The organism is Ruegeria sp. C8 (assembly GCF_056537565.1).
In genome coordinates this window covers 1-14592 of record NZ_JBQFRV010000015.1, presented here as the reverse complement: position 1 = coordinate 14592, position 14592 = coordinate 1, and the positions used below count along the sequence as shown (strand labels likewise).

The 14592-nt window shown below is 59.0% G+C and carries 17 protein-coding genes; 10 read left to right on the top strand and 7 right to left on the bottom strand.

Annotated features, from left to right (window positions below; translation table 11 throughout):
- Positions 1-30: 30 nt before the first annotated feature.
- From ACR0KL_RS17650 to ACR0KL_RS17625, 6 genes are read left to right on the top strand one after another with little or no spacing between them, the layout of a single operon-like run.
- Positions 31-1749, top strand: a complete 1719-nt coding sequence (locus ACR0KL_RS17650; protein ID WP_170641374.1) for a sensor histidine kinase — start codon at positions 31-33, stop codon at positions 1747-1749.
- Positions 1750-1752: 3 nt separating this feature from the next.
- Positions 1753-2223 carry an HPr kinase/phosphatase C-terminal domain-containing protein gene (locus tag ACR0KL_RS17645; RefSeq protein ID WP_170681218.1) on the top strand — a complete coding sequence of 157 codons (471 nt, stop codon included), beginning with the start codon at positions 1753-1755 and terminating at the stop codon, positions 2221-2223.
- On the top strand, positions 2220-3101 hold the full coding sequence (gene rapZ / locus ACR0KL_RS17640; RefSeq protein WP_170681216.1) for an RNase adapter RapZ: 882 nt from the start codon (positions 2220-2222) through the stop codon (positions 3099-3101). The genes ACR0KL_RS17645 and rapZ overlap by 4 nt, the downstream gene beginning before the upstream one ends.
- Positions 3098-3490, top strand: a complete 393-nt coding sequence (locus tag ACR0KL_RS17635; RefSeq protein ID WP_170474049.1) for a PTS sugar transporter subunit IIA — start codon at positions 3098-3100, stop codon at positions 3488-3490. The genes rapZ and ACR0KL_RS17635 overlap by 4 nt, the downstream gene beginning before the upstream one ends.
- Positions 3491-3506: 16 nt before the next feature.
- The gene (locus ACR0KL_RS17630; RefSeq protein WP_170380425.1) at positions 3507-3776 is read left to right on the top strand and encodes an HPr family phosphocarrier protein; all 270 of its coding nucleotides are present in this window, start codon (positions 3507-3509) and stop codon (positions 3774-3776) included.
- Between the two features lie 40 nt (positions 3777-3816).
- Positions 3817-4716 (top strand): lysophospholipid acyltransferase family protein, encoded by a 900-nt coding sequence (locus ACR0KL_RS17625; protein WP_170681214.1) that lies wholly within the window; start codon positions 3817-3819, stop codon positions 4714-4716.
- Between the two features lie 74 nt (positions 4717-4790).
- Here the strand turns inward: ACR0KL_RS17625 and ACR0KL_RS17620 are convergent, their stop codons facing one another.
- Positions 4791-5666: a 3-hydroxybutyryl-CoA dehydrogenase gene (locus tag ACR0KL_RS17620; RefSeq protein WP_170474043.1), complete on the bottom strand. Its 876-nt coding sequence runs from the start codon at positions 5664-5666 to the stop codon at positions 4791-4793.
- A gap of 173 nt (positions 5667-5839) precedes the next feature.
- Between ACR0KL_RS17620 and ACR0KL_RS17615 the strand changes: the two genes are divergently transcribed.
- Positions 5840-6667: a DUF6473 family protein gene (locus ACR0KL_RS17615; RefSeq protein ID WP_480555467.1), complete on the top strand. Its 828-nt coding sequence runs from the start codon at positions 5840-5842 to the stop codon at positions 6665-6667.
- A gap of 59 nt (positions 6668-6726) precedes the next feature.
- On the opposite strand, the gene ACR0KL_RS17610 is transcribed toward ACR0KL_RS17615, so the two are convergent.
- From ACR0KL_RS17610 to ACR0KL_RS17585, 6 genes are all read right to left on the bottom strand, one after another.
- Positions 6727-7656 carry an electron transfer flavoprotein subunit alpha/FixB family protein gene (locus tag ACR0KL_RS17610; RefSeq protein ID WP_170380422.1) on the bottom strand — a complete coding sequence of 310 codons (930 nt, stop codon included), beginning with the start codon at positions 7654-7656 and terminating at the stop codon, positions 6727-6729.
- The gene (locus ACR0KL_RS17605) at positions 7656-8414 is read right to left on the bottom strand and encodes an electron transfer flavoprotein subunit beta/FixA family protein (protein ID WP_170556409.1); all 759 of its coding nucleotides are present in this window, start codon (positions 8412-8414) and stop codon (positions 7656-7658) included. The genes ACR0KL_RS17610 and ACR0KL_RS17605 overlap by 1 nt, the downstream gene beginning before the upstream one ends.
- A gap of 354 nt (positions 8415-8768) precedes the next feature.
- Complete coding sequence (locus ACR0KL_RS17600; RefSeq protein ID WP_170380420.1) at positions 8769-9341, bottom strand: cob(I)yrinic acid a,c-diamide adenosyltransferase; 573 nt, start codon at positions 9339-9341, stop codon at positions 8769-8771.
- Between the two features lie 2 nt (positions 9342-9343).
- On the bottom strand, positions 9344-9544 hold the full coding sequence (locus ACR0KL_RS17595) for a twin transmembrane helix small protein (RefSeq protein ID WP_170380419.1): 201 nt from the start codon (positions 9542-9544) through the stop codon (positions 9344-9346).
- A 79-nt stretch (positions 9545-9623) separates the two neighbouring features.
- Positions 9624-10451, bottom strand: coding sequence for an SDR family NAD(P)-dependent oxidoreductase (locus tag ACR0KL_RS17590; RefSeq protein WP_170681212.1), 828 nt, complete (start codon positions 10449-10451; stop codon positions 9624-9626).
- Positions 10452-10520: 69 nt separating this feature from the next.
- Positions 10521-11147: an SH3 domain-containing protein gene (locus tag ACR0KL_RS17585; RefSeq protein ID WP_480555471.1), complete on the bottom strand. Its 627-nt coding sequence runs from the start codon at positions 11145-11147 to the stop codon at positions 10521-10523.
- Between the two features lie 202 nt (positions 11148-11349).
- Between ACR0KL_RS17585 and parC the strand changes: the two genes are divergently transcribed.
- The 3 genes from parC to ACR0KL_RS17570 form a co-directional block, all read left to right on the top strand.
- On the top strand, positions 11350-13698 hold the full coding sequence (gene parC / locus ACR0KL_RS17580; RefSeq protein ID WP_170681210.1) for a DNA topoisomerase IV subunit A: 2349 nt from the start codon (positions 11350-11352) through the stop codon (positions 13696-13698).
- 97 nt (positions 13699-13795) lie between these two features.
- Positions 13796-14386, top strand: a complete 591-nt coding sequence (locus ACR0KL_RS17575; RefSeq protein WP_170380416.1) for a hypothetical protein — start codon at positions 13796-13798, stop codon at positions 14384-14386.
- A 115-nt stretch (positions 14387-14501) separates the two neighbouring features.
- Positions 14502-14592 (top strand): GTP-binding protein (locus ACR0KL_RS17570; protein WP_215675807.1); only part of this gene is annotated, 91 nt, incomplete at its 3' end.

The window sequence follows — 14592 nt, the reverse complement described above, 5'->3', positions numbered from 1 at the left end:
ACGCGCCCCGTTTGAAGGTATTGTGGTCCCGTGCGTGACACTGACCAATTTGACGAGCTGCACGACGGTGATGTCGTCATCGGGGATGACTGGGTTATCCCACAAGACCCCGAGTCTGCTGAACTGCGAGAAAAGCGGTCGCGGAGGAACCTGTTTTCTCTGCGTGGCTCGCCTTTGGCGCGCAAGATCGTCACCTTCAACCTGATCGCTTTGGTCATTCTGGTGACCGGGCTTTTGTATCTGGACGATTCTCGGAAGGAACAGGTTCAGCAAACCGCGCGCAACCTGATGGGTGATGCGCAGCTGGTCAGCAACGTGTTCGAGGCTCAGATCCGTCAGAACGCAGCCGCGGGCGCTCAGAATCCGCGGGTGCTGGATGTGGGTGACACGCTGGCAGGGTTAAGCCTACCAGAAGGTGGCGAAGTTTTCGTCTACGACGCCAGCGGCACGTTGATCGGCTGGACGCGGGGTGCCTCAGTTGCGGTGGATCTGTCAACCATCCTGCAATCAGAGGCGGACATCCAAACCGGAAGCACCGTTATCAGTGACGCTTTGAATGCGGTATGGACCGGGGTGTCCCGGGTATTCAACTGGTCAACGACTGACGAGGCCCCGACACTGGCCCAACGGGTGCAATCCATCATCCCTGATACGCTTGGCGGCAGAACACAGGTGCAAGCTGTGCAGGACGAGATGGAAGAGACGGTGATCGTTGCCGCCGCTCCCATCGTGTTCAACGACACGACGGTTGGAGCTGTTGCCATAACCGGACCGGCAGGCGAGATCGACGCGCTGGCCCGGCGAGAGCAGGAGCGGATCCTGCAAATGTTTGTTGTGGCTCTGCTGGTCTCGGTCGGTCTCAGCCTTGTTCTGGCGTCGACCATTGCCAATCCGCTGGCCGATCTGGCCGCCGCGGCCGAGATGGGCAAGGACCGGGGTACAGGCGTTAATCCGGGCCGCATTCGTATCCCGGACCTCAGCGCGCGTCCCGATGAGATTGGTCGCCTTAGCCTGGCGCTGCGGGGCATGGTCACGGCACTCTACAACCGGATTGACGCAAATGAACAGTTCGCGGCCGACGTGGCGCATGAGATCAAGAACCCGCTGGCCAGTCTTCAATCCGCCGTGGGAACGCTGCGGATGGTCAAGCGCGACGATCAGCGCGAAAAGCTGATGGGAGTCATCGAACATGACGTGCGGCGTCTCGACCGTCTGGTCAGCGACATCTCTAACGCCTCGCGGCTGGATGCGGAGCTTGTGAAAGAGGCTGAGCAGCCCTTTGACCTGCTGAAACTGCTGGACAATTTGGGTCAGTTTCTGGGCGAAGATGCCAAGTCTAAGGGCATTGAATACGCCACCGATCTACCCGCCGACCCGATCGTGATCAATGGGCTTGAGGCGCGCTTGGCCCAGGTTTTCGTCAATCTGATCACCAATGCGATCTCCTTCTGCGAGGAGGGCGATGCGATCCGCGTTTGGGTACGTCAACGCGACCACCGTGTGCTTGTCGTTGTCGAAGACACAGGCCCCGGCATACCAGAACAGGCTCTGACCAAGGTCTTCAAACGCTTCTACTCTGAGCGCCCCGAGGAGCATTTTGGCAACAACTCCGGCCTCGGGTTGGCGATCTCGAAACAGATTGTCGAAGCTCATGGCGGTGTGATCTGGGCTGAGAATATCCGACCGACCGAAGCCGATGTCACCTCGGAGCCGCTGGGTGCGCGTTTCGTCGTGGGGCTTCCTGTCTAGGACATGTGCAGTCAGACTCTTTCAGACATCGCGGACATGGAGAGTGCCTGCGTTCACGCAACCTGTGTCGCGGTTGAGGGGCGGGGGCTGCTGATCGTTGGGGCCTCGGGGTCGGGTAAATCCTCACTCGCCCTTCGCATGATGGCCCTTGGGGCCGATCTGGTTGCCGACGATCGGGTCGATCTGAGCCGGGACGAGGGCGCGGTGATTGCCGACGCACCACAGCGGATTGCCGGCTTGATCGAGGCGCGTGGCATCGGACTGTTGCGCGCCGCCCCTTGCGGCCCGGTGGCCTTGGGTTATGTGATCGACATGGACCAGACGCAAACCACCCGCCTGCCAGAGCCCGTTACTTTGCAACTGCTGGGGCACTATGTACCCTTGTTGTTTGGCGCTGGCGTGCCCAATTTGGCCGAAGCACTGATGCAACTGCTTAAAATGGGGCGCGTAGACCCGGGATGGACCAGCACATGACAGCGCAACGGCGGATCGTTCTGGTGACCGGGCCGTCCGGCGCAGGACGATCGACAGCCATTCACGTGCTTGAGGATCTGGGGTTTGAGGCGATAGACAATCTGCCCATGGGGCTGCTCACGCGCCTGCTGGAAGGCTCGGGGAACGATCGGCCCATGGCGTTGGGAATTGATGCGCGCAACCGGGATTTCTCTACAATCGGCTTTATCGAACTGGCCGCCAAGCTGGGCCGCATGGAACAGGTTGACCTGACCGTCCTCTATCTGGATTGCAGTGATGAGGTTCTTCTGCGCCGCTTCTCGGAAACTCGCAGGCGCCACCCTGTGGCAAAGGACGCGGGCCCTGAAACCGGCGTGCGTCAGGAAAAAGAGCTGCTGGCCCCAATTCGCGAAATCGCCGATACCCTGATCGACACCAGCGCCCTGAATGTTCACCAACTGCGTGAAGAGGTCGAACACTGGTTCGCCCCACAAGGTGGCCGCCATCTTGCGGTCTCGATCGAGTCCTTCTCGTATAAGCGCGGCCTGCCGCGCGGCCTCGACATGGTGTTTGATTGCCGTTTTCTGGCCAATCCTTACTGGCGCCCCGAATTGCGTGCTGCTGATGGTCGAAACGCTGACGTGGCGCGCTATGTCCAAAATGACAAGAACTACGCTCCGTTCTTTGACCGGGTGGTCGGAATGCTGGACCTTCTGCTGCCTGCCTTTCGCGCCGAGGGTAAAGCGCACCTGTCGGTTGCTTTCGGGTGTACCGGCGGCCAGCACAGATCTGTCGCTTTGGCCGAGGCGATTGCGAAAGCCCTTGCAGACAGGGGGCAGCAGGTGGCAATTAGGCACCGCGAGATGGAACGACGCGCATTGAATGTGAGGCCGGATTGATCGGGATAGTGATCGTAGCGCATGGAGGGTTGGCCAAAGAGTATCTGGCCGCCATGCAGCATGTTGTCGGGCCTCAGCCCGGCCTGGTCGCGATTGCGATCGAAGCCGATCATGACCGCGATGAAAAGCAGGCCGAAATCTGCCGCGCCGCAAATGACGTTGATATGGGTGGCGGTGTGGTGATCGTTACGGACCTGTTCGGTGGCAGCCCGTCGAACCTTAGCCTCCGGGCCTGTGCGCCGCAGGATCGGCGCATTTTGTATGGCGCGAACCTTCCCATGCTGATCAAACTGGCTAAAAGTCGCCACTTGCCCGTGGCCGACGCCGTGCGTCACGCGATGGAGGCTGGACGCAAGTACATCAATGCGCAAAATGTGACATTGGACTAGGACCGGACGTATTGAAATGACCAATCGAAGCTTGAAAATCATCAATGAAAAGGGCCTGCACGCCCGCGCCTCGGCCAAGCTGGTTGAGGTGGTAGAAGGTTTCGATGCCAGTGCCGAAGTCTCCAAGGACGGACTTTCTGCATCAGGCGACAGTATCATGGGCCTTTTGATGTTGGCAGCCTCGCGCGGAACCACTATTGACGTCGAGACCTCCGGGCCGGATGCTGAGGCATTGGCAGAAGCCTTGGAAACGCTTGTGAACGACAAGTTCGGCGAGGGGTTCTAAAGCCACCCCGCCGGGACAGGAAGAACGGGAAGACCAGGAATTGGCGGAAACAACGCACGACACCAAGACAGGCCCCGTTGTAGACGGGACCGAAGATCAGGGCGAGGTCTACGACCGTAGAACCCTTACCTATGCCAATTCGTTCGACGATGCCTGGACCGCGACGGCAATCCGCGCCATCGAATGGTTTACTGGCAAGCTGACCATTCTTCGGATGGTCAATAAATTCGAAAAGAAAAACGAGCAGTATCGCGGCCAGCGGTTCTGGGGTGGGGCGCTCAAGACGATGGGGATCACCCTCACCACACCCGAGGAACAGATCGCACGTATTCCCAAAACCGGCGCCGTTGTCGTTGTCGCCAACCATCCTCATGGCATGGTGGACGGCATGATTTTCGCTGAACTGATTGGACGTGTCCGTAGCGACTACCGTATTCTGACCCGCTCGGTTCTGACTGGCTTGGATGAGGCCGCGACCTCGTTTATGATCCCGGTTCCCTTCCCGCATGATCCTGAAGCGCAAACCAAAATGCTGGAAATGCGGACCAAGGCGATGGACCACCTGAAAGAGGGCGGCGTGGTCGCCCTGTTCCCCTCGGGTGTAGTGATGTCCTCGGATGATTGGTTCGGGCCGGCGATTGAACGCGAATGGAACGTCTTCACCGCCAAGATGATACGCCGTTCAGGCGCGACCGTGGTGCCGATCTACTTCCCCGGCCGCAACTCGCGCGCCTATCAGATCGCCAACAAACTCTCGCCGATCCTGCGGCAGGGCTTGTTGCTGCACGAGATCGTCCGCTCGTGCAACAAGCCCCAATCCCCGGTGATCGGAGAGCCGATCTCGGGCGAAGACATGCAGCTGCTCGAACGCGACCCGCGTGGATTCATGGCGTGGCTACGAAACCACACGATGTCCTTGGGCGGCATAGCAAAGCGCTGATCCGCTCCTTCATCTGGCTAAAGTATCCCGGGGGTGAGACCGGATGAAATCCGGGCGAGGGGGCCGGCCCCCTATTAGCGCGTCGGAACCGGCACGTCGCCGCGATAGTCGTAGAATCCACGCTGGGTCTTGCGCCCCAGCCATCCAGCCTCGACATATTTCGTCAGCAGCGGACAGGGGCGATACTTGGTATCGGCCAATCCGTCATGCAACACGTTCATGATCGCCAGACAGGTGTCGAGCCCAATGAAATCTGCCAGTTCCAGCGGTCCCATCGGGTGATTGGCGCCCAGCTTCATCGATTGGTCGATGGATTGAACACTCCCCACACCTTCATAGAGCGTATAGACCGCCTCGTTGATCATCGGCATCAGGATACGGTTCACGATAAAAGCCGGAAAATCCTCGGCGCTGGCGGCGGTTTTGCCCAGTTTGTCGACAACGGCCTTACAGGCGTTATAGGTCTCTTCGTCGGTGGCAATCCCTCGGATCAGCTCGACCAGTTGCATGACGGGCACCGGGTTCATGAAGTGGAACCCCATGAACCGCTCTGGCCGGTCGGTCCGGCTGGCCAGACGTGTGATCGAGATCGAGGATGTGTTCGATGTCAGGATTGTATGGGGCAGCAAATGCGGTTGCAGATCCTCAAAGATCGCCTGTTTGATCGTCTCACGCTCGGTCGCGGCCTCGATCACCAGATCGGTCTGGCCCAGACGCGGCAATTCCAGCGTGGTGGTGATCCGCCCCAAAGCGGCTTGCACAGCCTCGTCCGAGATCTTCCCGCGTGAAGCCTGACGCGCCAGATTGCCCTCAATCGTCTTAACGGCATTGTCCAGGGCGTCCTTGTTGACGTCATTGACCAGAACGTCATAGCCGGCCAAGGCCAGAACATGCGCGATCCCGTTGCCCATCTGGCCTGCGCCAATCACTCCGACCGATTTGATTTCCATGCTCTGGTGCCTCTGCTCTCAGCTCGCCGCGACATTACCGGCAGTTTGGGGCGGGCGGCAAGAGGCATCAGAGGTCTGCGGATCGGTCAAACTTGCCTCAAATCCGCGCATTAGCAATTTCGCAAGACTTGCGACGGCAAGATGGCAACCGGGTGAAAAATTGGGTGAGTGATATGAGCTATCATCGAACGGGCGCAGCAGTGCCCGAAGACAGCATCTGTCAGTATGGGGAGTCAAAACTACGGTTCCGGGGGCCGTCGCGCGCATTGGACGGCTCCTATCTGGCATGTATCGGAGGGGATGAGACCTTTGGGAGGTTCGTTGAGCACCCCTATGCCGCGATTCTCGAAGGCTTGCTGGACCGCAAATGCGTCAACTTTGGCAGTCTTCTTTGTGGGGTTGAGGCGCTGTGCGGCGATTCCACCTTGGTTGAGCTGGCGAATGATTCCGATCTTTGCGTGCTGCAATTGCCGGGGGCGCTGGGGCAATCGAATCGCTTTTACCGGGTGCATCCGCGCCGCAATGACCGGTTTCTGTCTCCTACACCGGACCTGCTGACGCTTTACCCTGAGGTGGATTTTACGGACGTCCATTTTGTGCGTCACTTGCTGGGGCTGTTGCATTCCTATTCGGACGCACGCTTCGAAATCGTCACCCACGAGTTGCGCAAAAAGTGGGTCGAGACGCTTGGCGCTTTTCTACAGGAGGTCCGGCCTCCGGTCGTTTTGCTGAACCTGCAGGTCGATGGCGAGATCGCCCATGAGGTCGCCGCACCGCTGGGCTGTGAACCGGTCTTTGTGGATACCGAGATGTTGGACGCACTGCGTCCGTTCGGTGCGGATGTCGTTTCGATGTCAGTCCGGATCTCCGGCGAATCGGATGAGTTGGAGGATATGCTGTTCGGGACCCTTCAGCAGCCTATGGCCGAACATATGATCGGCCCGGCGACCCATCGTCGGATCGCAGAAGCGCTTTCCCGATCGATCCGTGATTTGCATTGAAAAAGGCCCGCCGAGGGGGCGGGCCTTACAATGGTTTTCCAAGCAACCGCTTGGTTCGATCAGCCGAGTTTCTCGGTCAGTTCGGGTACGGCCTGGAACAGGTCAGCAACCAGACCGAAGTCAGCAACCTGGAAGATCGGTGCTTCTTCGTCTTTGTTGATCGCAACGATGACCTTCGAGTCCTTCATACCAGCCAAGTGCTGGATCGCGCCCGAGATGCCGACGGCGACATACAGGTCCGGTGCAACAACCTTACCGGTCTGACCCACCTGCCAATCGTTCGGGGCATAGCCCGAGTCCACGGCGGCACGCGACGCGCCAACAGCGGCGCCGAGCTTGTCAGCCAGAGTCTCGATCAATTTGAAGTCTTCTTCCGATCCGACACCACGGCCGCCCGAAACAACAACACCAGCCGAGGTCAGCTCGGGACGGTCGCTCTCGGCAACCTTGTCCTCAACCCAGGACGACAGGCCGGGGTTTTCGCCAACCGAGATGGTCTCAACCGCAGCCGAACCGCCTTCGCCTGCCGCATCAAAGGAAGCGGTGCGGAAGGTGACGACTTTTTTGGCGTCGTTCGATTTGACGGTCTGGATCGCGTTGCCTGCATAAATCGGACGCTCGAAGGTCGAGCCGTCAACCACGCCGGACGCATCCGAGATCACCATCACGTCCAGCAGCGCAGCAACGCGCGGCATGACGTTCTTGGCGTCGGTGGTGGCAGGGGCAACGATGTGCTCATAGCCATCGGCCAGGCCTACGATCAGTGCTGCGGTCGATTCCGCCAGGCGGTGGCCCAGCGACTCGTCTTCAGCAACCAGAACCTTGGACACGCCGTCGATCTTGGCAGCAGCCTCACCGGCAGCAGCGGCAGAACCGCCCGCTGCCAGAACGGTCACATCACCCAGCGATTTCGCAGCGGACACGGCCTTGGCGGTGGCGTCCAGCGACAGTTCGCCGTTGTTGACTTCGGCAAGCAGAAGTACAGCCATTACACAGCCCCCGCTTCTTTGAGTTTCGAGACCAGCTCATCAACCGAGCCGACGACGATACCAGCGGCACGGGCCGGCGGCTCGTCGGTTTTGACGATTTCCAGACGCGGAGTGACGTCGACGCCGTAATCGGCGGCGGTTTTCTCATCCAGCGGCTTTTTCTTCGCCTTCATGATGTTCGGCAGCGACGCATAGCGCGGCTCGTTCAGGCGGAGGTCAACGGTCACGATGGTCGGCATCTTGACGTTGATAGTCTGCAGGCCGCCGTCAACCTCACGGGTGATCTTGGCGGTGTCGCCTTCGATGTCCAGCTCGGACGCGAAGGTGCCCTGGCTCCAGCCCAGCAAGGCCGACAGCATCTGGCCGGTGGCGTTCATGTCGTTGTCGATCGCCTGCTTGCCCGCCAGAACGATGCCTGGCTGCTCTTCCTCGACCACTTTGGCCAGGATTTTTGCGACGGCCAGAGGCTCGATATCCGTGTGGACGTCATCCGCAGCAATAACCAGGATCGCGCGGTCCGCACCCATGGCCAGAGCAGTCCGCAGCGTCTCCTGCGCCTGCTTCACGCCGATCGAAACAGCAACAACTTCGTCAGCCTTACCTGCTTCTTTCAGGCGGATCGCCTCTTCAACTGCAATCTCGTCGAACGGGTTCATCGACATCTTTACATTGGCGAGATCAACACCGCTGCCATCCGCCTTAACACGGACTTTAACGTTGTAGTCAATCACGCGCTTGACAGGCACAAGTACCTTCATTTTTGCGTTCGCTCCTTACAAAAACGGCAAGCCGCGTCGCGACTCCACCAATGCTCTCGCGGGACTAGATAGCGCCTCAATCTCATCGACAACAGAGCAAAATCGTCACGTCATGGGCTTGAGACGTCGCGTTTTGTGTTTTTTAACGAATAGGGAGCACAGATTTTTTGAAGGTTGGCCGACGATGGTGCGGTCGGAAGGACTTGGTCGTTGTCGCCAACCCGCCCAGCTGAACTTAGTAGATTGATTGTTTTGGTGACCGGGGCGCCGAGTAGACGACACGTTGCGCCTGCCTTCTAAACCGGGGCTCCGCCCTTCCGGTCGCCGGGACGTCCACTGGACGTCCCGCCGCTTTCAGCGGTTCGCGCCCGGAACCCACAAGACATCATCCTTGCCGCTGTTGTTGGCGCAGCGGGCGGCGACGAAGAACCAATCGCTCAGACGGTTCAGGTATTTGACCGCGACTTCGTTGACAGGTTCCATATTGGTCAGCTCAACCGCCAGACGCTCAGCCCGGCGTGAGACGGTGCGGCAGACATGCAGATGCGCCGCCAAAGCCGAGCCGCCGGGCAGGATGAAGCTGCGCAGCGGTTCAAGATCGGCATTCATCGCGTCGATTTCAGCCTCTAGCCGGTCGATTTGGGCAGGCGCGATGCGCAACGGCGGGTAGTCGGCCTCTGCGTCTTTTTCCATGTCGGGGCGGCAAAAATCAGCCCCCAGATCGAACAGGTCGTTTTGAATGCGGGCCAGCGCGGCGTCAGTTTCGCCCTCGGCTTCGGTCCGGGCGACGCCGACAAAGGCGTTCAGCTCATCAACCGTGCCATATGCGGCCACGCGACCCGAGTATTTTGCAACCCGTTCGCCATTGCCCAAAGCGGTTTTCCCGTCATCGCCTGTGCGCGTGTAGATTTTGTTCAGAACGACCATCTTCAAACTCCTTGTCCGCGCAGGAAGACGTAAAGCACAATCAGCAATACGGCAATGAATTGAAAGAGGATGCGCAGGCGCATCATCTTGTTGCTCTTCTTGGCGGCATCCATGCCGCTTTTTCCGAAATTTGCGATGCCAAGGGTCAGCACGACGACAACCGCCGCCATCGCCAAGAGCAAAACGACCATCAAAGGGTCCATCGTCAGTCACCGTCCGCTTTTTCTTTGGGTGCGCCTGATCTAGCGCCTGCAGGGCCAAAAGCGAACGGGAAATTTTGCCTCAGATGTCTGACAGGATTCGGTCGATGGCTTTTGTTGGCAGAATTCGCCGCAAATAGCCTGCGATATAGGTCGGCGTCGTCACGTAATAGCGCGCCTTTGGCCGTCTCGCTTCGACCGCGTGGGCCAGCTTGTTGGTGACCGCCGAGGCAGGCAGTTCGAACGTGTCCGGGCCAGAGCCTTCATAGAGCCGTTTCAGCAGCGACGCCTCGTACCTGTCACGCAAGACCGAGTTCTCCCAATCCACGAAGCGCTCGAACACCGGGATCGCCTTTTCGCGGATTTTCGACGTGATTGGACCGGGTTCGATCAGGATGACTTTGACGCCGCTGCCGCGTAGTTCCAGGCGCATCGTGTCGGTCAGACCTTCGATCGCGTATTTGGTGGCGACATAGGCGCCGCGCCAGGGGAACGCGACCAACCCCAGAACCGAGGAGTTCTGGACAATGCGCCCATTACCCTGTTCGCGCATGACGGGAATGACCTGCCGCGTCAGCTCGTGCCAGCCGAAGACATTCGATTCGAAGATGAACCGCAAACCGTCGGTCGGCACATCTTCGACCGCGCCGGGCAGCCCGTGCGCTCCGTTGTTGAACAGGGCATCCAAAGTGCCTCCGGTGGCCTCAAGAACCTCGGCCAGTCCGGCGGTGATGCTGCCTGTGTCTTGATAGTCAATTCGCGGGCTTTCAAATCCCTGCGCGCGCAGCCTGTCGCAATCACGCTGCTGGCGGCACGAGGCAAAGACGCGCCAACCACGCGCACGCATACCGTGTGCTGCATCCAGGCCGATGCCGGACGAGCAGCCGGTAATAAGAATTGATTTCTGCATGATGGCCCCGAACCTCAACGTCCCCAACACCTAGGCTGCGAGAGGAAACAGGGCAATGACGCCCGGACGTCAGTTTGTGGTTTTGCGGACCAGTGATGCCGAAATCCATCCGACCTGTTGCCCGGGAAACACGCGTGTGCGCAACCAACCCGTGCCGGAATCGCTCAGGACCTCGACCCGTTGTCCGATCGTGGCCTTACCGATGATGGGATAGATCGTGCCCGGCCCGTCACGCATGTTGACGCGAGTGCCAGAGATTTCTCGGATGTCCTTTTCGGGCTCTGCGACAGGTGCCACAGCAGGTTCGGCATCGGTTGTGACCTGCTGCATCGCCGTCACGCCGCCTTCCAACGAGGCCAGCGTCAACGTGACATCCTGATCTTCGAACAGGGACGGATTCGCCTGCAATCCGGCTGCAACCTGAGACAGAAGCGCCTTGGTTTCTTCCTCACCCAGAACAGGTTCTGGTTCTGCAATAAACTCAATAACAGGGATGGGTTGAACTGCGGCGCGGGTCACCAACTCCTCAACCGGTGCGGCAGCCGGAGGCGTCGCCTTGGGTGCAGGTTCGAACGTGGCCGCCATACGCTGCGGATTGTCACTGCGCAGGCCGCGCGGCTCGAAATCGGGGCCTCCGCTCATGACGTAGAAGGCCCAGCCAAGGGCGGCAAAAGTAACAAGTATCAGGCGCGTCATGACGCTTCCCCCCGAAGAAATCGTAAATACAAGAATTGGCAGCAGTTTAATTCATGAGACCATAGCATATTTCGAGGCGGGAGTCGAAAAATGGGGGAAATCCGGGGGTTGCCTCCCCCTGTTGCAAAAAGCGCGACTTGTCCCCAGTAAAATAAGTCTTGGTTGCTTTACCAAGCTGCGCTTGCGTCGTATCACATCATATATGAACGATACGATCGACGACCCCAACATGGAGGCCCCTGACAATGGGGGCGAGGTAGCCGAACCGCTACGCCGCGCAATTGGTGAGCGCTATCTGACCTATGCGCTGTCCACCATCATGCACCGCGCCCTGCCGGATGCGCGTGATGGTTTGAAACCGGTTCACAGGCGAATCCTCTATGCGATGAGGGAACTACGACTCAGTGCAACCGGAGGTTTCCGGAAGTCCGCGAAGATCTCGGGCGATGTGATGGGTAACTATCACCCCCACGGTGACGCCGCGATTTACGACGCGATGGCGCGTCTGGCGCAGGACTTCAACGTCCGCTACCCGCTGGTCGACGGGCAGGGGAATTTCGGCAATATCGACGGCGATAACCCCGCGGCTTCGCGATACACCGAAGCGCGGATGACCATCGTGGCCGAGGCGCTGCTGGAAGGTCTGAACGAAGATGCTGTTGATTTCCGAGACAATTATGATGGGACGCTGACCGAGCCGGTCGTGCTGCCTGCGCAGTTTCCGAACCTGCTGGCCAATGGGGCCAGCGGTATTGCGGTGGGCATGGCGACGAATATTCCGCCGCACAATATCTCGGAACTCTGCGACGCTTGTCTGCATCTGATTAAGACGCCCGATGCGCGCGACGATACGCTGTTGAACTACGTGCCCGGCCCGGATTTTCCGACAGGCGGCGTGATCGTCGAACCGCCCGAGAACATAGCGCAAGCCTATCGCACCGGGCGCGGATCCTTCCGGCTGCGCTGTAAGTTCGAAGTCGAAGATCTTGGCCGTGGCCAATGGCAGATCGTCGTTACCGAGATCCCTTATCAGGTTCAGAAATCCAAGCTGATCGAGAAGATCGCGGAACTGATCCAGACCAAGAAAATCCCGATCCTTGCCGACGTGCGGGACGAATCCGCAGATGACATCCGCCTGATCCTTGAGCCGCGTTCCAAGAACGTGGACCCCGAGGTGCTGATGGGCATGCTCTATCGCAACTCGGATCTTGAGGTGCGGTTCAGCCTGAACATGAACGTGCTGATCGACGGTGTGACGCCCAAGGTCTGCTCGATGAAGGAAGTGCTGCGCGCCTTCCTCGATCACCGACAAGAAGTCCTGATCCGCCGCTCGCGTCACCGCATGGCCAAGATCGACCACCGGTTGGAAGTGTTGGAGGGCTTTATCGTCGCCTTCCTCAACCTCGACCGTGTGATCGACATCATCCGCTACGACGACGACCCTAAAGCGGCGCTGATGCGCGAGGATTGGGGGATTGATCACGTCCGCGCCACGGACGAATCCGACTACATCACGCCCAAACCGGGTGAGGGTGAGTTGTCTGAAGTTCAGGTCGACGCGATTCTCAATATGCGCCTGCGCAGTCTGCGCCGTCTGGAAGAGATGGAACTGGTCCGCGAACGCGACGAGTTGATGCTGGAGCGCGCCAATCTCGAAGACCTACTGGCCGATCCCGCTCTGCAATGGGCCAAGATCGCCGAGCAGTTGAAAGAGACCAAGAAGACCTTCGGCAAAGACTACGAAGGCGGCGCGCGCCGTACCCGGTTCGCCGAGGCCGGACAGGTCGAGGAAGTGCCGCTTGAGGCGATGATCGATAAGGAACCGATCACGGTGGTCTGCTCTCAGATGGGCTGGATTCGGGCCATGACCGGTCACATCGACCTCAAGCGTGAATTAAAGTTCAAAGACGGTGACGGCCCCCGGTTCATCTTCCATGCGGAAACCACGGATCGGTTGCTGGTCTTTGCCTCGAACGGACGCTTCTACACCGTCAGTGCCGCCAACCTGCCCGGCGGGCGGGGCATGGGTGAGCCGCTCCGCCTGATGGTCGATCTTCCGAACGAGGCGCAGATCATCGACATCCTGATCCACAAACCGGGGCGCAAGCTGCTGGTGGCCTCGGACGCTGGCAACGGTTTCATGGTGCCCGAGGATGACGTGCTGGCGCAGACCCGCAACGGGAAACAGGTACTCAACGTCAAGGGCGACGAGACGGCGATGATCTGTAAACCCGTCGCAGGCGATCACGTCGCAGTAGTCTCGCAGAATGGCAAGTTCCTGGTTTTCCCGACCGAAGAGCTGCCCGAGATGACCCGAGGCAAAGGCGTGCGTTTGCAGAAATACAATATGGCGCGCGGCCGGCAGGGCACGTTGGAGCTGGATGGCGGCCTGTCCGACATCACCACCTTTAACTGGGAAGAAGGGCTCAAGTGGTCCATGGGCGGCGACAAAACCCGACACGAGGCGGATATGTCCCAATGGCTGGCCAAACGCGCCAGCGTCGGGAAAAAACCCCCCTATGGTTTCCCGCGTGACTATAAATTCTCGTGATCTGTCGAGGGTTTCGGGCGAAATCCGCCGATACGGCTTGGCACATGCCGTATCGGTGCGCTAGATCAAAGAAAAACAGGCCTATCGAGACGAGATCATGCTGCGCATTTTGACCCTGATTACTGGACTGGCCCTCATGGGCGCCTGCACGCAGACGCAAGTGTATGAAGAACCCGAGTCGTTGGGGGAGTTCAAGCTGCGCGTAAACTACGCTTTCGCTGAGAAAGCCCGCCAAGGACCGGTCTCGCGCGATGCGACTCCAAAAGAATGGGAAAACGCCATTCAGAACGCGGTTGATATCCGTCTCGGCCGTTATGAAGGCGCACAGGAATATGACATCGGTATCAGTCTCGAAGGCTATATGCTGGCGCCTCCGGGCATTCCCGTCATCTACAATCCCAAAAGCACGGCGATTGTTCTGGTCAATGTCTACGATGTGAAGAAGAAAGAATTCCTCGCCAAGGGTAAGCAATTCCAAGTTCTGGAAGACACGACCGGAGAGAGCGCTCTGACAGGATCGGGCAATACCCGCACAAAAGAAGAGCAGATGAGCGGCCTTGCCCTGAAAGTTGCCGACCGAGTCGAAGAGTGGCTGGCCGAAGAACACAAGGACAATGGTTGGTTTGATCGGCGTCCGGACCTGATCCAGCCGCTGGAAACGAGCGAGCTCACGCAAAATCCGGCGTGATCGGCGCATTTCCCTCAGGATGTGCTTGATTTTCCCCTTTGAACCAAATATCTCGCGCGCGCAGATGTAACCACGGGACCAAGGGTCCCCCAAATCGCAAAAGGGCGCCTGAGGAATGGCAAAGGAAAAGTTTGAGCGTACAAAACCGCACGTCAACATCGGCACGATTGGGCACGTTGACCATGGTAAGACGACGCTGACCGCAG